At 49.9% G+C, this 17307-nt stretch carries 13 protein-coding genes and 2 pseudogenes; 8 read left to right on the top strand and 7 right to left on the bottom strand.

Features of this window, described 5'->3' with window-relative positions; genetic code table 11:
* Window positions 1-552: 552 nt before the first annotated feature.
* Window positions 553-954, bottom strand: a complete 402-nt coding sequence (locus tag H2P46_RS17375; RefSeq protein ID WP_193406158.1) for an H-NS family histone-like protein — start codon at window positions 952-954, stop codon at window positions 553-555.
* A 25-nt stretch (window positions 955-979) separates the two neighbouring features.
* Window positions 980-1677, bottom strand: a protein-coding gene (locus H2P46_RS17380) for an IS1 family transposase (RefSeq protein ID WP_239952247.1) whose coding sequence is annotated in 2 segments (ribosomal slippage) — window positions 980-1428 and window positions 1428-1677 — 699 coding nt in all. Because the reading frame shifts where the segments join, the coding sequence is not laid out codon by codon here.
* 1087 nt (window positions 1678-2764) lie between these two features.
* Between H2P46_RS17380 and fhuE the strand changes: the two genes are divergently transcribed.
* Both fhuE and H2P46_RS17390 read left to right on the top strand, forming a co-directional pair.
* Window positions 2765-4921 (top strand): ferric-rhodotorulic acid/ferric-coprogen receptor FhuE, encoded by a 2157-nt coding sequence (gene fhuE / locus H2P46_RS17385; protein ID WP_193406159.1) that lies wholly within the window; start codon window positions 2765-2767, stop codon window positions 4919-4921.
* 355 nt (window positions 4922-5276) lie between these two features.
* Window positions 5277-5837, top strand: a complete 561-nt coding sequence (locus H2P46_RS17390; protein ID WP_193406160.1) for a non-canonical purine NTP pyrophosphatase — start codon at window positions 5277-5279, stop codon at window positions 5835-5837.
* A gap of 90 nt (window positions 5838-5927) precedes the next feature.
* Here the strand turns inward: H2P46_RS17390 and H2P46_RS17395 are convergent, their stop codons facing one another.
* Entirely contained in the window at window positions 5928-6896 is a 969-nt protein-coding gene (locus H2P46_RS17395) for an IS5 family transposase (RefSeq protein ID WP_193403199.1), read from the bottom strand.
* A 35-nt stretch (window positions 6897-6931) separates the two neighbouring features.
* Window positions 6932-7603, bottom strand: a pseudogene (locus H2P46_RS17400) (2Fe-2S iron-sulfur cluster-binding protein); the annotation flags it as partial.
* Window positions 7604-7989: 386 nt separating this feature from the next.
* Here H2P46_RS17400 and H2P46_RS17405 point away from each other — a divergent pair.
* The 3 genes from H2P46_RS17405 (at window position 7990) to H2P46_RS17415 (ending at window position 11559) form a co-directional block, all read left to right on the top strand.
* Window positions 7990-9204: a zinc-dependent alcohol dehydrogenase gene (locus H2P46_RS17405; RefSeq protein ID WP_193406161.1), complete on the top strand. Its 1215-nt coding sequence runs from the start codon at window positions 7990-7992 to the stop codon at window positions 9202-9204.
* Between the two features lie 368 nt (window positions 9205-9572).
* Window positions 9573-9746, top strand: a complete 174-nt coding sequence (locus H2P46_RS17410) for a GhoT/OrtT family toxin (RefSeq protein ID WP_193406162.1) — start codon at window positions 9573-9575, stop codon at window positions 9744-9746.
* 610 nt (window positions 9747-10356) lie between these two features.
* Window positions 10357-11559 (top strand): CynX/NimT family MFS transporter, encoded by a 1203-nt coding sequence (locus H2P46_RS17415; protein WP_193406163.1) that lies wholly within the window; start codon window positions 10357-10359, stop codon window positions 11557-11559.
* On the opposite strand, the gene clcA is transcribed toward H2P46_RS17415, so the two are convergent.
* The 3 genes from clcA to H2P46_RS17430 form a co-directional block, all read right to left on the bottom strand.
* Window positions 11556-12959: a H(+)/Cl(-) exchange transporter ClcA gene (gene clcA, locus H2P46_RS17420; protein ID WP_193406164.1), complete on the bottom strand. Its 1404-nt coding sequence runs from the start codon at window positions 12957-12959 to the stop codon at window positions 11556-11558. The two genes, H2P46_RS17415 and clcA, sit on opposite strands and share 4 nt — an antisense overlap.
* Window positions 12960-13088: 129 nt before the next feature.
* Window positions 13089-13427: a cupin domain-containing protein gene (locus H2P46_RS17425; protein WP_193406165.1), complete on the bottom strand. Its 339-nt coding sequence runs from the start codon at window positions 13425-13427 to the stop codon at window positions 13089-13091.
* 74 nt (window positions 13428-13501) lie between these two features.
* Complete coding sequence (locus tag H2P46_RS17430) at window positions 13502-14443, bottom strand: D-2-hydroxyacid dehydrogenase (RefSeq protein ID WP_193406166.1); 942 nt, start codon at window positions 14441-14443, stop codon at window positions 13502-13504.
* A 230-nt stretch (window positions 14444-14673) separates the two neighbouring features.
* Between H2P46_RS17430 and H2P46_RS17435 the strand changes: the two genes are divergently transcribed.
* From H2P46_RS17435 to H2P46_RS23455, 3 genes and pseudogenes are all read left to right on the top strand, one after another.
* Entirely contained in the window at window positions 14674-15087 is a 414-nt protein-coding gene (locus tag H2P46_RS17435) for a DUF2946 domain-containing protein (protein ID WP_193406167.1), read from the top strand.
* 67 nt (window positions 15088-15154) lie between these two features.
* Window positions 15155-16870, top strand: coding sequence for a DUF2534 family protein (locus tag H2P46_RS17440; RefSeq protein ID WP_193406168.1), 1716 nt, complete (start codon window positions 15155-15157; stop codon window positions 16868-16870).
* 212 nt (window positions 16871-17082) lie between these two features.
* Window positions 17083-17307 (top strand): annotated as a pseudogene (locus H2P46_RS23455) (tail fiber assembly protein); the annotation flags it as partial.

Consider the following 17307-nt stretch of genomic DNA (forward strand, 5'->3'; position numbering starts at 1 on the left):
GTGTAAAACACTAATCTCCACTCTGGTCTCCAATGTCATCATTGGCAGTGCCTTAAAACTGCCATTTTTACCCTAGGTGGGTCAGATTTACATCGGCAGGTGGGCCAGTTTTACATCGGTAGCGACAGAATGTTATTAAACATATTTGCAAGGATTCTCAGGCGTGAAAGCTGTATCTCACGACAGCATTGTTTTGAAGATAGGAAATTTTTTGCTTAATGAAGCATCAATGATGCGTCTGATGGAATAACGCTGAAGAATTCAGCGTTATTTCTTTTCCCTGTATAAAACCCTTTTATATTAACCTGTTATATTCTGTTTTTAGAGCGTTTGGTAACGTATGGTTTTCTACATGCATATTATTAATTTAGCATGTAAAAAATTTTCTAGTAGCAGAAAGCGCTGAACGTAACACTGTTGCACCCATACCGGAAAAACGGCTGAGTGACAGTGGGTGATCACGGATAGAATGCGGGCTACGTAGCGTATTATTTATGGTATGCGCAACAGGATAAAACAGCGCGGCGCCTTGGATAAGCGCCGCGATAAAATTTAAATCATAAAATCGTCCAGTGAACTGCCCGCTTCCAGTGCTTTCTTGATGGGAGAAGGCGTGCGGCCCTGGCCGGTCCAGAATTTAGTTTCACCATTTTCGTCAGTATATTGATATTTAGCGGGACGTGGTGCTCTTTTGGTTTTAGTTTTCCCTTCAACCGAAACCAACCGGGATAAATCGGCAATATCGATGCCATCGTTTAACAGCATTTCTTTATATTTTGCGAGCTTATCGGCTTTTTCTCGTTCAGACGCAAGCGCCGCTTCTTCTTCTTCGCGACGTTCAGCGATCACCACCGAAAGCTTCTCAAGCATTTCATTTAGCGTATCAATATCAACGTCACGGGCCTGAACACGTAATGTACGTAGGTTATTCAACGCTTTTAGCGCATCACTCATTGATTAATCCGGTAATGACTCCAACTTACTGATAGTGTTTTATGTTCAGATAATGTCCGATGACCTTGTCATGCAGCTCCACCGATTTTGAGAACGACAGTGACTTCCGTCCCAGCCTTGCCAGATGTTGTCTCAGATTCAGGTTATGTCGCTCAATGCGCTGAGTGTAACGCTTGCTGATAACGTGCAGCTTTCCCTTCAGGCGTGATTCATACAGCGGCCAGCCATCCGTCATCCATACCACGACCTCAAAGGCCGACAGCAGGCTCAGAAGACGCTCCAGTGTGGCCAGAGTGCGTTCACCGAAGACGTGTGCCACAACCGTCCTCCGTATCCTGTCATACGCGTAAAACAGCCAGCGCTGACGTGATTTAGCACCGACGTAGCCCCACTGTTCGTCCATTTCAGCGCAGACAATCACATCACTGCCCGGTTGTATGCGCGAGGTTACCGACTGCGGCCTGAGTTTTTTAAGTGACGTAAAACCGTGTTGAGGCCAATGCCCATAATGCGTGCACTGGCGCGACATCCGACGCCATTCATGGCCATATCAATGATTGTCTGGTGCGTACCGGGCTGAGAGGCGGTGTAAGTGAACTGTAGTTGCCATGTTTTACGGCAATGAGAGCAGAGATAGCGCTGATGTCCGGCAGTGCTTTTGCCGTTACGCACCACGCCTTCAGTAGCGGAGCAGGAAGGACATCTGATGGAAATGGAAGCCACGCAAGCACCTCAAAATCACCATCATACACTAAATCAGTAAGTTGGGAGCATTACCGATTAATCCTTAAATTTAAAACGAATATACATAAAGCACGTCAGTTTACGGAAAATAGGTTGAGAAGGAAATATGTAGAAGGGGTGAAATGTGTTATTTGCTACGTCAGGCACAAATGTGATTTTTAAGCATTAGCATAAAAAGGCAAGATTTTAAAAATATGGCTCGCTGTAGTGCCGTTTAAATTATCGCCATATGGACAAAATATATTTTACCGCTTAAGACAGAACGGCAAAGCTCCATACGAATGGTATACAGAAAATAACGCCACGCGGCCAGTAAACATGCAGTGCAACCTGTAGTTCTGCGTATGGGTGCTGCCGTAGTATCCATAAAATATGGACAGATTGTGCCACTAGCCCAGTGAGACAAGTAGAATGGTGCAATATTCATCTATTACCGCTAACCGAATCCTCACTGGTATCATGCCTGCTTTAAATAATGTGCGGACGGCTCAAAAATAATCAGCACGGTCTCAAATTTTAAAAAGTTAATAACGGTTTGTAATGAATGTTTATTTTTCTGGGAAAATTTTTTCTGGCTTATTTGAAATAGCGTTAACCCGAAGGGGTTATATCTATAAATGCCTGCCTTGTTGAACGCCAGCAACGCTTCCACACATACAAATGCAAAGCTGGTGTGTGCTGTTTCTCACCGGTTTGCGCAGCGTTGTATGTTCGTATTTAAGTAAAACCAGCAAAATCTTGTCGCTATCTTAATACCATTAAAACAATTTTCACGCTCCTGGTTTCAAAAAAACACCTTAGTTTGAAAAAAATCCTTCTTTATCAATCAGTTTTTGTCCATTAAGGTTTCGAGAAATTTTTCATGGGTTGTTAACAAATTCTTGCAATGATAATGACAATGCGTATATTTCTCATTTGCTTTACAAATAACATCACGCCAGCGCACTGAGGGAAGGCATCTCTGAATAAATCAAGAAGCAGGCAGGGGGGCATATCAGGTTCTTCCGGCAGAAAGCGTGGCCGTGAACAGTGGCAGAAAATCAAAAATATAAATGAGGAACTACCGATGTCTTTCGATGTTAAGTGCGTCAGGGAAACTGCTGTGCACACGGCTGCGCTTGTGCAACATAACCCCCTGCGCCTCTCGCTACTGGCGGTTGTCATCGCGGCTTCTTGCTCTAACCCTGCGCGTGCGGCAGAAACCACGACATCAGCTGCGACAGATAATCAGACTATGCTGGTCAGTGCGTCAGAGGACAGCGGCGTTGCGGATACCACAAAGACTGATTACAGCGTGCCGGTAACCCGTGCGGGAACTAAATTGACTTCCACCTTGCGTGATATTCCGCAGTCGGTGAGCATCATCAGCCAGCAGCGCATGGAAGATCAGCAACTGCAATCGCTGGGGCAGGTGTTAAGCAATACCACAGGCATTCCGACCGTGTTTGCTTCGCGTTGGAATCTGGGAGACGCACAAAGCGATACGGCTTTATATGAGCGTATTGAAGTGGTTCGCGGGGCAACCGGCCTGATGACCGGTCCGGGGAATCCGTCTGCCGCTATTAACATGGTGAGGAAACACGCTGACAGTCGCGATTTTACCGGCAATATTTCCGCCAGTTATGGCAGCTGGGATAAACAACGTTATGTTGCCGACCTTTCGGCCCCGCTGAGCGCATCAGGCAATGTGCGTGGCCGATTGGTTGCTGGCTTCCAGGACAATAACAGCTTTATTGAGCGTTATGGTGCGAAAAAACAGTTTGTTTATGGTGTGGTTGATGCCGATCTGACCGACTCGACTACGTTGTCCGTTGGTTACGAATTTCAGAAGATTAATGCCGACAGCCCAATGTGGAACGGTGCGCCGCGTTGGTATACCGATGGCAGTCAGATCCATTCCCGGCGTGGTTTCAACACCGCACCTGACTGGACATACAACGATAAAGAAAGCAAAAAAATCTTTGTTAACCTGAAACAAAACTTTGATAACGGCTGGAACATCACGCTGAATGGTACCCATAACGAAATGACTATGGACAGCAAGATGATGTACGTCAGCGGTTATTTCGACAAGAACACTGGCATTGGCATAAATGAATATCCTGCTTCCTCCAATTATGATGCGGTAGGGGGCACCGGTTATAACACTGCAAAACGTAAAGTTGATGGCTTAGATGCCTTTTCCAGCGGTCCTTATGAGCTTTTTGGTCGTCAGCATGAATTAATGACCGGGATTAGTTATAACCGCCAGGAAAATAATTATTACAGTGCGTTCGAGAATATTTCTCCAGACATGCTGGGGAACTATAACAATTACACCGGTCAATTCCGTGAAACTGACTGGTCTCCACGTACGAAGAGCACTGACAGTAATATTACCCGTCAAAAATCGGCTTATCTCGCGACGCGCATTTCTCTGGCGGACCCACTGCATTTGATCCTGGGGGCCCGCTATACCAACTGGAATCGCACCACGATGACCGATGAGATGGAAAAGACCAACATCACACCTTACGGTGGGTTGATCTATGACATCAACCAAAACTGGTCGGCCTACGCCAGTTATACCTCGGTATTCCAGCCGCAGGATTATCGCGATAGCAATGGCAACTACCTTTCACCTGTGATCGGAAAAAACTATGAAGCAGGGATTAAATCTGATTGGTTTAACAGCCGTCTGACAACGTCTGTTTCTGTATTCCGCGCCGAACTGGATAACGTAGCGCAAAGTACAGGCCGTGTGATTGCAGGAACCACTGAAACGGCCTATATAGGGCAGAGCGGTACTGTCAGCCGTGGTATTGAGTTTGAAATCAATGGTGCGCTGACCGATAACTGGCAGATGACGTTCGGTGGGACGCGTTATATTGCTGAACAACGTGATGGAGAAGCGGTCAACCCGCAACTTCCACGCACATCATTCAATCTGTTCACAAGCTATCGCCTGCCAATGGTGCAGGATCTGACCCTGGGCGGCGGCGTCAATTGGCAGACGCATGTCTGGCAGGATGTGGGCGCTCCAGCAGGTAACGGCACCTGGCGTGCGACTCAAGGCAGTTATGCTTTGGTTAATCTGTTCGCTCGCTACCAGGTTACGAAAAACCTGTCTTTGCAGGGCAATCTGAATAACCTGTTCGACAAAGAGTACGATACCAACGTTGGCACTAGCATCGTTTACGGCGAGCCGCGTAACTTTACGGTGACTGCAAGCTACAACTTCTAATTGCCGCTTAGCGAACGCCATGAAAACACGCCTCTTCGGAGGCGTTTTTATGAAGGTGCGTAAGACATTCTGCCACGCCAGATGCGATGTCCTCAGATAATCTGGCCCTGCATTTAAGGATTGCGGCTAACTCATTCAAATTATTGATCGATATTCCTGCTACGCTAACAGTAAGCAAAAAAAACGCATCAGGCTTTTACCGGGTACGGTTTATTAGTCAAAAGCAGTATGGTCGCTTCCGTTGTGCTCCCTCTTCGCCTGGCGATTTGCGCTACACTCTCCAGCGTTAACGATTTATTCTGCTTTACAATATTCTAAAAAAACAATCTGGCAGCTCACTTAACCTGGAAGAAGCATGAAAATCAGATTTCTTTCTGCCAACGAGCAAAAGCTGGCGGAGGTCCGCAAAATCCTTGAGCCTGTTGGGGTTGACGTTTTGCCTATCGCCCGCCGTATTGAAGAAATTCAAACCGAAAATGAGCTGGAACTGGTTCGCGACAAATTAACCAAAGCCTTTTCTATTATTGGCCGCCCGTTGTTTGTCGAGCACACCGGTTTATATCTGGACGGCTTAAATGGCTTACCGGCGGGACTAACGCGTATTTTCTGGAACCGCTTAGACGCCGAACGCTTTACTGCGCTGGTACAGGGTCTGGATAGTCAACAGGTTACGGCGAAACCCGTGCTGGGCTACTGCGATGGTCGCAAAATGTATCAGTTTTCTGGCGACCTTCGAGGCACTATCGCGCCGAAGCCCGCCGGTACACGCGGCTTCCAGTGGGACTGCGTTTTCATTCCTGAAGGTTGCGATCAAACTTTTGCAGAGATGGGCGAAAAGAAAAATGAGATCTCCATGCGGCGTATTGCGCTGGACCGCTTTGCCAACTTTTTGAAAACCGCTCGGGGAATGGCATGAAACCAGAACTGAAACGCGCCTATGACTCAGGAAAGGGCTTTGTTGAATAAATCAGCTTCAGGACGAGTGACTCTGTAGCTGACCGGGTTTTCAGGCAATACGCACGCTTTCTGGCATACCAGCCTTCGTTATTTTATTCAGCGCACGCACCATGCCCAAAGCCTCTGCTACCTGACCATCGTAATCACGCAGCGTCAGTGAACCTCCGAACAGTTGCTTTACCCTGTACATGGCCGTCTCCGCTATCGAGCGACGGTTGTAATCTGTTGTCCATTTCCACCGGGCATTACTCCCGGTCAGCCGCTGATTCGCTACTGCACGGTTACGGTCTGCGTACTCTACGGGCCAGTAACCCGCTCCTTTTCGGGGCGGGATGAGGGCACTGATTTTCTTGCGCCGCAGTTCATCGTGACAGAGTCGGGTGTCGTAAGCGCCGTCTGCTGCGGCTGCCCTGATTTTTCTGTGTGTCTGCCGGATAAGACCCGGGAAAGCTTCTGAGTCCGTGACGTTGTTCAGAGACAGGTCCGCGCAGATGACTTCATGTGTTCTGCTGTCAACGGCCAGATGCAGCTTCCGCCAGGTACGACGGCGCTCTTTGCCGTGATTTTTGACTTTCCATTCGCCTTCACCAAAAACCTTCAGCCCGGTGGAATCAATCACCAGGTGTGCGATTTCACCCCGGGTGGGTGTTTTGAAACAGACATTAACCGACTTTGCCCGCTTGCTGACACTGCTGTAATCCGGGCAGCGCAACGGAACGTTCATCAGGGCAAAAATGGAATCAATAAAACCCTGCGCAGCCCGCAGGGTCAGCCGGAACAGGCGTTTAATCATCAGGACGGTGGTGATGGCAAGGTCAGAATAGCGCTGAGGTCTTCCCCGTGATGAAGGCGTTGCCGACTCATACCAGGCATGAGTCGCTTCATCGTCCAGCCAGAAAGTGAGGGAGCCACGGTTGATGAGGGCTTTGTTGTAGGTGGGCCAGTTGGTGATTTTGAACTTTTGCTTTGCCACGGAACGGTCTGTGTTGTCGGGAGGATGCGTGATCTGATCCTTCAACTCAGCAAAAGTTCGATTTATTCAACAAAGCCCTTTTGCGGCATAGCAGTAAACGGTCCCGCATCGGGTTGCATGGTTTTTTCCAGCAAGGCGTTACAGGGGCAAACCGTAACGCAATGTCCGCAACTTACGCAGCTGGAACCGGCAATCTCTGTCCCACCATCCCATAACACACGCGGATGCTCGGCGGTATAATCGATCGACAAGGTTTCATTGACTTCAACGTTTTGGCAAGCTTCTACGCAACGCCCACACAAAATGCATTGGTCTGGATCGTAGGTATAAAACGGATTGGAGTGATCTTTTACACTGGGTTTGCGCTCATAGGGATAATACTGGATGGGAATGTGCATATCTGCGACGGTATTATGCAGCGTACAGTCACCGGTATTGTGTTCGCACACGGTGCAATAAAGTTCATGGCGGTTGAGAATACGATCCATGCCCTCTTCTTGCGCGGCGCGCGAGGTGGCTGTCTGGCTGTTGATTTGCATCCCTTCCTGGGTGGTTAAGGTGCAGCCACGCACCTGCTTGCCATCTACTTCAACCCAGCAAACATCACAGGTCTGCAACGGCGGTAAGGCCGGGTGATAACAAACGTGCGGTAATTTTTTTCCGTGGTGCTCAAGAAAATCTATTAATGGTTGGTCCACGGCTCCACTTAACGCTTCGCCATTATAAATAATGGTGCAAGTATACTCGCTCATATTCTGCCTCGTTAACGACATTGCTTTCAGCGTCCTGCTGACGTTTAGTTATTGTAAAGTTATGTCTTTGAGGATAGCGCTTATTACCTGTTCTGCAATTTTCTTGCGCTCTCGTTAATTAAGAATGAAATAAAAGCTAAGATGACCCGCTTCCGCTTCGCTTTGTGAACCGCTTAAATAATTAATAAATTTCAACCGCTTAGTTATTTTAAATTATCGAGCATTACGTGATTTATATTTACTAACAAATCCCAAAAAGATAATTACCTGATTTTTATTCGAATTTAACCTAATCAGGTAAGAACAGTCAAATCCAGTCCTATACTGATCGCTGTTCTAATCTACGAGTAAAACTCAACCGCAATGTAAATTTATCGGAGGAAAATATGCGAGCATTAGTCTGGCACGCTGTTGGCGATATTCGACTGGATGACGTACCTGACCCGAAAATAGAAAAACCGACGGACGCGGTAATTAAACTCACCGCTTCGGCTATTTGCGGGACGGATTTACATTTTGTCCGGGGCACCTTCAGCAATATGCAACAAGGCACCATTCTCGGCCATGAGGGCGTGGGCATCGTTGAAAGTCTGGGCGATGAAGTGCGCAATTTTAATCCCGGCGATCGTGTGGTGGTTTGCTCAACAGTATCGTGCGGCGTATGTCCGCCCTGTCGCGCCGGTCATACCGCGCAGTGTGACAATGCCAACCCTAATGGCCCGGAAGCGGGAACCTGTTTCTTTGGCGGTCCCCAGGCTACCGGCCCGATAAATGGTTTGCAGGCTGAAAAAGCGCGTATCCCGTATGCCGCCAATACACTGGTGAAAATTCCTGATGGCGTGAGCGATGAACAAGCGCTGATGATCAGTGACATCTTCCCTACCGCATGGTTTGGCGCGGAGATGGCGGAAATCTGCCGTGGCGATATTGTGGCTGTATTTGGCTGTGGTCCGGTAGGACAATTTACTATTGCCAGCGCGTTATTAATGGGTGCAGCACGCGTCATCGCCATTGACTGCCATGCAGATCGCCTGGCGATGGCAAGACGTCAGGGCGCGTTCACCATTAATTTTGAGCATGAAGATCCCGTTGCCACGGTGAAAAAGCTTACCGGCGGCACCGGTGTAGACTGCGTTATTGATGCTGTCGGTGTGGATAGCCAGCATGCGCATCATGGTCCTGCCAGCGATGAAGCAGAGAAAAAAGCGGATAAATTCCAGCAGGAAGTTAAACAGGTTGCTCCAGAAACGCATCCGCACGACGGCAACTGGATACCAGGCGATGCGCCAACACAGGCACTGGAGTGGGCAATAGCCAGCGTGAAAAAAGCGGGTCGCTTGAGTATTATTGGCGTTTATCCTCCGGCTGCGGAAATGTTTCCGATTGGCCTGGCGATGAATAAGAACCTGACAATGAAAATGGGTAACTGTAATCATCACACCATTATTCCGCATCTGCTGGAACTGACCCGCAGCGGCGTAATCGATCCGGTTGACGTGCTGACGAAAGTCGAGCCGATGAGTAACGTTGTTGATGCCTATAAAGCTTTCGACAAACGCGAGCCCGGCTGGATTAAGACCGAACTGGAGCCGCAGGCTTAAACATAAACAGAGCGCCCATGGGTGCTCTGCTATTAAGCGTGCGAACAGCATTACGCGCTATGCAATCTTGCCCCTCTCTTGGGCCGATTTCACGGCAACTTTATTATAGCGGTTAAATACGCCTGGAAATCCGTATGGTATTGCTGCCATTCGCCACCAGGGTTAAATGACTGCTAATAGCGCCGCATCTGGCTTTTAGGCAACTATCACAGCCGTCTTTCAGGCTGAAATCGCCTGTGAACGCATGCAAAATCCCTTACCGCGCTTAGCAACATTAATCAGTGGCTAAACGTGCTTTTTACTTGATCTGGATCACGAAATTTCGCATTATGCGCGGCGCAAATCCTGTTAACGCTGCGGAGAAAGAAATGACCCTTTATCAACATATGCTGGTATTTTACGCCGTCGTCGCATCAATCGCAGCGCTTATCACTTACTTCATTGCCAAAGATAAATTCAGCATCAAATTGCTGAGCGCATTTCTGGTCGGCGCAACCTGGCCCATGAGTTTTCCAGTCGCGCTAATGTTTGCTCTGTTTTAATTGACATTTTTCGTTCACCGGTCACACTTAGGCGATACGCCTCTGGTCTTCTGGATGCTTTTTTGGCCACCGACGTTTGTTTGCTCTCTCAAAACCCCAACAAGGAGCGGATATGCGTTTTTTCCCCCTGTTTTTGTTTATTACTGCGTTAACAGCCTGTAGTTCGCCATGGGAACCGGAAAAGCCGGTACCGAAGGGCGAAACGCGTCAACAAACCTGTCAACCCAGCTCCAATCCTAATCAAACCGATTGCGGTCACTTTCCTGAACCTGAGTTTCACTGATTAGCTGCGTGGCAACACTGATAATCACAAATCGCCGGCGCCAGGTTACTGGCACCGGCGGTTTGCCCAAATGCGGCGAGGCGCATTTTCACTTTTCACGATGAAACATCTGTCTTCAATTCTCTGTAATTTAATGTTTTATCCCAAACTGAAATGGCGGAATAGCCGCGAAGTTGCTTTCATATATTATTCACACTGGTATTTATCAAGGGTTTACACTGTACCGTTCAGCCATTAGAGTAGCGTGCAGACATCGAATCTGATGCGTAAGCGTTAACGTCAACCAACGCACCACCTGCAGCCTTGCTGCTCTTGATGATGTGTACAATGACGCCTGTTCAAACACCTGGTAAATCTTCATCCGTTATTTCCAGTTCTGGATTTTTCCTTTTTGTTTTGCTGCTGACCGCTGCTAATCTGCGCGCGCCCATTACCGCCGTTGGACCGGTGCTACAGAATATTCGTCTCGCTTTTGACCTCAGCGCCAGCGCCGCAGGGTTGTTCAACTTTATCCCCCTGATTCTGTTTGCGGCCTTAGCGCCGGTTGCGGCAGCGCTGGGTAATCGCATTGGGCTGGAACGTAGTTTGTGGGGAGCGCTCAGCCTGGTTACCCTCGGCACGGTGATCCGCTGGAGCGCCAGTGAGACCGCTTTGTGGTCAGGTACGCTACTGCTTAGCGCAGGCATTGCCTCGGCGAATGTCTTGCTGCCGCCCTTAATCAAACGTGATTTCACCGAGCATACCGCTAAATATATCGGCTTATATGCAGCAACCATGTCGATTGCCGCGAGTCTGGCCTCCGGTATTTCAGTGCCGCTGACGCAGCTTTCCGATGCCGACTGGCGTCTGTCACTGGGCGTGTGGGCGGTGCCAGGCATGGTTGCGTTAATTGTCTGGTTGCCGCTGTTGCGTCATCGTCATCAGCAACCAAAATCAGCGGCGAGCCATCAGGATCTTACCATCAGCAACCCGTGGCGAAACGTGATCGGCTGGCAAATCGCACTGTTTATGGCGTTACAGTCGCTGGCGTTTTACACCTTGATCGACTGGTTTACGCCGTATGCACAAACTCAGGGTTTCAGTCAGGCGCAGGCCGGCTGGCTGCTGTTTTGGTATCAGGCCATTGCGATTGTTGCCAATCTCGGCTGCATGATGGTGCTGAAAAAGGTCCGGGACGCCAGATTAACGGCATTTGTCGCTTCATTAGCGATTTTTCTGGGTATGTCAGGCTTGCTGCTACAACCGCAGCTCGCGATCATTTGGCTGACGCTGGCGGGTTTGGGTGCAGGCGCATCACTGGTTTTATGCCTGTCGCTGTTTAATCTACGCGCTCGACATCATCGTCAGGCTTCACAGTTATCCAGCATGGCGCAATGCGTTGGATATGGCTTAGCCGCGCTCGGACCACTGTTTTTTGGTGTGCTGCATGACCATAGCGGCAACTGGACGCTACCGTTTACGGTTCTGGTAGGGTTGAGCTTCTTGCAAATGTTGCTCGCGCCGCTGGCAGGCAGCGCAAAGCAAATTTAGTTTTTCACCACTGCATCAGGATCGAGTTTCTGCTCTTTAGCCAGAGTGCGCGCCAGTAAGGATGAATATAGCGGCGTTCCGCCAAAGAACTGTGCCGCTAAGGTGGCACCGAGGCAGGTAATGATCATCGGCAATATCAGCTGATAATTGTTGGTCATTTCCAGCACCAGCACGATCCCGGTCAGTGGCGCGCGTACCGACGCAGCAAACAACGCCCCCATCCCCGCTACCGCAAAAGTAGCGGCTTCAAGATGATAATGCGGAAACTGCTCAACACAAATCTGACCGAAGCAGGTGCCAAATAGCGTCCCCAGGGCCAGCATTGGGGCAAAAATACCGCCCGGCGCGCCCGATGCAAAACAGCAAAGCGTGACGACAACACGCAGCACGAATAACAGAAACAGCGCCGTCTCGGTGTAACGACCTGTCGCGAAATCTGGGATCAGCCCAATTCCCCCATTTATTGCTTGCGGTACAACTAAACCCAGTACGCCACAGAAGCCACCGAGTATCGCTCCACCTATTACCCAGCGCGTAATCCATCCCTGATGCAGCTTCTGGAACAGATCCTGAGTTGCAAAGATCAATCGGTTAAACCCTACACCAAAGCCCCCAAAAATAATGCCCAGTATCAGATAAAGCCAAAGCGTTGGGGTGGGCGCATCTTTCAGCAAGCCAATATTGATGATGGCCTCGTTGCCGTTCAGCAGGCGAAATACGATGCTCGACATGATTACGCCAACGAACACCGCTTTAATCGAAATCAGGCTATACCGAAACTGCGGGCGCATCTCTTCAAGTATGAACAGGATGCCGGCCAGCGGCGCGTTAAAGGCCGCAGATAAGCCCGCTGCTGCACCAGTAGCCAGGATGGTATGGCGTGATTCAGACGAACGGATACGAAAAATATCCAGGCACATACGTCCCAGATTGCCACCGATTTGCACCGTTGGCCCTTCTCGTCCCAGTACCATACCCGAACCCAGCGCGCCTAATCCGCCAAAAAATTTTACCGGTAATACTCGCCACCAACGCACCGGCCGAAGTTCCTCCAGCGCCCCTTCAATCTCAGGAATACCCGAACCACCCGCTTCTGGTGCAAAACGTCGCACCAGAAAATAGCTAATCGCAGCTAAAACCGCAGAGACAAAAAAGGCGCACCCGCCATAAATAAACCAGTGGTTATCGACGTTAGCCAGCCAGCCCAGACGCTGTTGAACTACCCATTTCACCGCTTTATCAAACGCGACGGCCACTAAGCCTGTAAGAATACCCACCAGCGCTGCCAGAAACAGTACGGCAACCGACGTTTTATCACGGCGAATTAATCGCTGGAGCAGTTGCAAACGCCCCGCCCGAACGGCAGCACCCGGTTCAGGGGAAGCTGAGTGAAAAGACATGCCAAACCTCATTTCCGCGCAAGTGCGCATGACAAAGCAAAAGAAATCCAGAGGTTACCGCAATCTTAAGCGGTTGCCTCGGCTTTAATCGTCTCGGAATTTTACAAACGGCCACCGTTATGCGGCGATTCACGAAGGGATTTCGTAATGCACTGCCAGCCAAATCGTAGGCTGAACAGTGCTGGTCCAGTTAACGCGATGACGGCATTGTGCCGGAATATTGACGAAATCACCGGCGCGCAACACCCGTTCCTGCGACTCATTTTCCAGTTGCAGTCCCGCTTTGCCTTGCACCACGAGCGCCCATTCGCCTTGCGGTTGGCAGTACCAAAAATCTGGCGGGCTCGCTTGCCCGCTGGAGATAATGCGCTCAATACGTAATCCCGGACGGCTCAGCAAGTCTACAAAGGTTTCCTGTCCGTTATTTTTAGCCGCTTCGGGAAGAGGGGTTAGCAGGTTAGTCAGCACAGCGATCGCTCATGATTGTAGAAACAATTAACTGGGATGCGCAGGCAAGGAGCCTGTTTATCCCGGATAAAGTGTTAACTCACCACATTGATCGGCGCGTTTTGCTTAAAACCCGCCAGATTAGCAGCAATTCCCTGCAGCAAATTATGCACCCCGCTTTGACTTGCCCAGGCAATATGCGGCGTCAACAGCAGATTCGGCAAGCTGGCCTGCAATAGCGGATTATCACGATCCGGTGGCTCACTACTCAGCACATCCAGCGCTGCGCCACCAATTTTACCCTCACGTAAGGCCAAAGCCAGGTCAGCTTCGTTGATCAGCCCACCTCGCGCGGTATTAATTAGCAGCCCCTGCGGCTTCATTTTGCTCAACGACTGGCGATCGATCAGCTGACGCGTTTGATCGTTCAGCGGGCAATGCAGCGAAATCACATCGCTATTCGTCAGCATTTCATCGAAGCTAACATAACCGTCTCGTACCGTTTTGTTGCCTTTGCGCTCGGCAAACAGGACTTTCATCCCTAAAGCAGCGGCCATTTTTCCTACCGCGTTGCCAATATCGCCTTTGCCAACAATGCCCAGCGTCGCATTGGCAATATCCAGAACTGGCTGACGATGAACGCAGAAATGCGGCGAATCCGGCCAGACCGCTCGCGTACTGTTGACGTAATCCGTTAACTGACGGCGCAGCGCAAAAATAAAGGCAATCACGCCTTCCGATACGCTGCGCGTCGAATACCCCGGCACATTGCTTACCACGATCCCACGCTCACGACAGGCATCAAGGTCGATGCAATCAAAGCCCGTTGCCGCTACGCAGATGTAACGGAGGTCAGGAAGTTGCGCCAGGGTCGCGGCGCGCAGCGGAACTTTATTAGTGATAGCGATGGTGGCACCCGTCAACGCGCTGACGATTTCGTCTACCGCGGTGCTAGCGCGAAATTGCCAGCTACTGCACCATTCAGGTTTTTGCGGCTGAAGCGGCAAGGTTTCGCCATCAAGGGTAACAATTTTCATCTTTTGTCCTTTAGTTTTCGAAAATATGTAATTTTTTCATCCTCTAACCCGACCACAATGTTATTCATCTGTGCTTTATAGTTAATCATTAGGTTAAATAACTCTCTTCATACAGTGAACAGGCTCAAAAGTAGCGAAACTTTTCAGAAATAGTGCCATTTTTTTAGCGCCGTTATTAATGACACGTTACACTGCCCGTCTCAAGATTCTGACCAGTAACGCTTCTTCATATGTATTCGACTTATCTGACACAACGATTCACAGCCTGTATTGCGATACTGGCCGTGTTGCTGTTGTTTGTTGCGCCGATCGTATCGAAGAACCTCGCTGAGCGTCATGACAGAATGATGATGACCCACGATATGTCAGCCATGCATACGGACATGCCCACATTGCGTCACCACAGCGCTATGCCGAAAAGCGAGCATAACGTAAAAATGGATGAAGGCTTCGCCTGCGGTTATTGCGAGTTACTGGTCCATGTGCCGCTGATGCTATGGGTATTTGTTGCCTCCACCTGGCTGATGCTGATTGTCTCGCGAGCCCCACCGGTTTATGTGGTTGCCCAGCCGCTGTTAAAACGCGTTACCGGCAACCATTGCCCCCGCGCACCGCCTGTCGTGTTTAATTTCACTGCTTTTTGACCGACTTCTTGATCTCCTCTGTGGCGCAAGAAGATTTGTCCTGTCTTTTAAATAGTGTGGAATGGCTATGTCATTATCTCGGAGACGTTCTCCTGCATCACGCGGCGCGGTGCTTAATCTGTTTCGCCGCCTGCATTTTTATATCGGCCTGTTTATCGCGCCGTTTATCTTTGTCGCTGCCTTAACCGGCACCCTGTATGTACTGACACCACAGCTTGAAAATGTTATCTACAGTGATGCGTTAACCGCCCAGCCGCAAGGCATGGCAAAGCCGCTATCCAGGCAAATTGAAGCGGCGCGTCATTACGCTGGGCAAAACGTACATATTTATGCGGTGCGTCCGGCGCCAGGCATACATGACACCACCCGCGTACAGTTTGCCGCAGCGAACCTGGGCCCCTCGGAATCCCGTTCAGTATTTATCGATCCTTATACGCTTAAAGTAAAAGGCGACATGACGGTGTACGGCACGTCTGGCGTGTTGCCGCTGCGCATGTGGATCGATCAAATGCACCGCAGTTTGTTGCTGGGCGACGCTGGTCGTAGCTACAGTGAACTCGCAGCGTCCTGGTTGTGGGTGGCAGCACTCGGGGGAATAGTGCTGTGGTTGACAACACGCCCACCTCGTCAGGCGAAAAAAGCCAGGACCGGTTTTGCCCTGACGCGTCACTGGCACGTCACGCTTGGTTTGGTGCTGGCGCTTGGCCTGGTATTTTTCTCCGTTACTGGTTTGACCTGGTCGCAGTGGGCGGGAAACAACATTAATAAAATGCGTAGCGAACTGAACTGGCTGACGCCCCAGGTTAATACCGCGCTGAACAGCAGCGGAGCGTCTATGCCTGTCGATCCACACGCCGAACATCACGGCGCAATGGATGGCATGGTGATGTCTGCAAAAACGGCGGCCCCGCGTATCAGCAATTATTTAAATACCGACTGGGATCGCGTCCTGAGCGCGGCACGCAGCGCCGGCATTGAAGCGGCAAAAGTGGAATTGCGTCAACCCAAATCAGCCGATCAGGCGTGGACAGTAACTGAAGTGGATCGCAGCTGGCCAAGTCAGGTCGATTCCGTTTCGGTAAATCCTAATGACTTTAGCATTGTCGATCACGTTGAGTTTGCGACCTTTCCGCTGGTGGCTAAGCTAACGCGCTGGGGCGTGGATGCGCATATGGGCGTGCTGTTCGGCCTGCCTAACCAGCTGATTCTGGCGCTATTCGGTGTCGGTTTGTGCAGCATGATTGTGCTGGGCTATCGCATATGGTGGATTCGTCGCCCTGCAATGCCGCAGCTTAATCCGGCACAGACCCTCTCCTCCGCATGGCTCGCCCTGCCGTTATACGCCCAGGGTGTCAGCCTGATTCTGGTACTGGCGCTGGGTTATGCCTTACCGATGATGGGGATCAGCTTGCTGGCGTTTGTGTTACTGGATATTCAGCGATGGCGCAAAGTACACCGTGCGGCACAACCTAAAGCCGAAGTATCGCCTGACAAGCAATCACCGTTGGCGATCATTCAGTCACGTTTTGCCGTAAAGCGTAAAGAGATGCGTTATTTCCTGCGCAGCGTGGCGGTATTAGCGTTGATAGTTGGAACTATCATGGCGCGTGCAATGATCAGCGGCGTGATCGAGCAATATCAGATCCCTTTTAGCAACTGGTCGTTAATGATGTACCTTACGCAGGCGATGATGATTCTGCTCTATTCCACGGTATTTACCGGCTTGTTATCTATTCCGCTATGGTATTTCTTCCTCGGCGAAAGCGACGAGCAAGGTAAGTAAGGTTGTTATTGCCCGTCACTCTGGCGGGCAATTTTTTTCATATCCGAAGAGGGGCGAGACGGGTATGAATACCAGAATGACTTTAGTCCAGAAATCATAAAAATCATGTATGACGCAGAGGGTGTGACCCGCATTATCACTCAGGATATTTCCTGCCTGTATCCAGAAGGTCGTAGCGTAGCTGAACTGGATAAATTGCCTGATGCGCAGATATTGATGGCAACTGGCAGTTTAAAAATAATAAAGTTCTTAAACGATTGCCAAGGCACGAGGCGTTAATACATTCGGCAGACAGTAAGAAAAAACACTTATCTGCCGAAGCTGAGAAAATAATGGCTCCGCTGCGGGACGCGATTGAACTGGAGATAGCCACGGAGCAGGAAAAAACGCGCTACGTAACCCGGCAAAGATACCGGGTTCCTCTGAGCCGCATTGAC

Origin of the sequence: Mixta mediterraneensis, from assembly GCF_014946725.1 — a bacterium.
GTDB classification, from domain to species: domain Bacteria; phylum Pseudomonadota; class Gammaproteobacteria; order Enterobacterales; family Enterobacteriaceae; genus Pantoea; species Pantoea mediterraneensis.

What these genes read in the sequence shown, in the direction of transcription:
- H2P46_RS17375 (WP_193406158.1), bottom strand. Translation starts at nt 954, where the DNA reads ATGAGTGATGCGCTAAAAGCGTTGAATAACCTACGTACATTACGTGTT.
- fhuE (WP_193406159.1), top strand. Translation starts at nt 2,765, where the DNA reads ATGTCTTTCGATGTTAAGTGCGTCAGGGAAACTGCTGTGCACACGGCT.
- H2P46_RS17390 (WP_193406160.1), top strand. Translation starts at nt 5,277, where the DNA reads ATGAAAATCAGATTTCTTTCTGCCAACGAGCAAAAGCTGGCGGAGGTC.
- H2P46_RS17405 (WP_193406161.1), top strand. Translation starts at nt 7,990, where the DNA reads ATGCGAGCATTAGTCTGGCACGCTGTTGGCGATATTCGACTGGATGAC.
- H2P46_RS17410 (WP_193406162.1), top strand. Translation starts at nt 9,573, where the DNA reads ATGACCCTTTATCAACATATGCTGGTATTTTACGCCGTCGTCGCATCA.
- H2P46_RS17415 (WP_193406163.1), top strand. Translation starts at nt 10,357, where the DNA reads ATGACGCCTGTTCAAACACCTGGTAAATCTTCATCCGTTATTTCCAGT.
- clcA (WP_193406164.1), bottom strand. Translation starts at nt 12,959, where the DNA reads ATGTCTTTTCACTCAGCTTCCCCTGAACCGGGTGCTGCCGTTCGGGCG.
- H2P46_RS17430 (WP_193406166.1), bottom strand. Translation starts at nt 14,443, where the DNA reads ATGAAAATTGTTACCCTTGATGGCGAAACCTTGCCGCTTCAGCCGCAA.
- H2P46_RS17435 (WP_193406167.1), top strand. Translation starts at nt 14,674, where the DNA reads ATGTATTCGACTTATCTGACACAACGATTCACAGCCTGTATTGCGATA.
- H2P46_RS17440 (WP_193406168.1), top strand. Translation starts at nt 15,155, where the DNA reads ATGTCATTATCTCGGAGACGTTCTCCTGCATCACGCGGCGCGGTGCTT.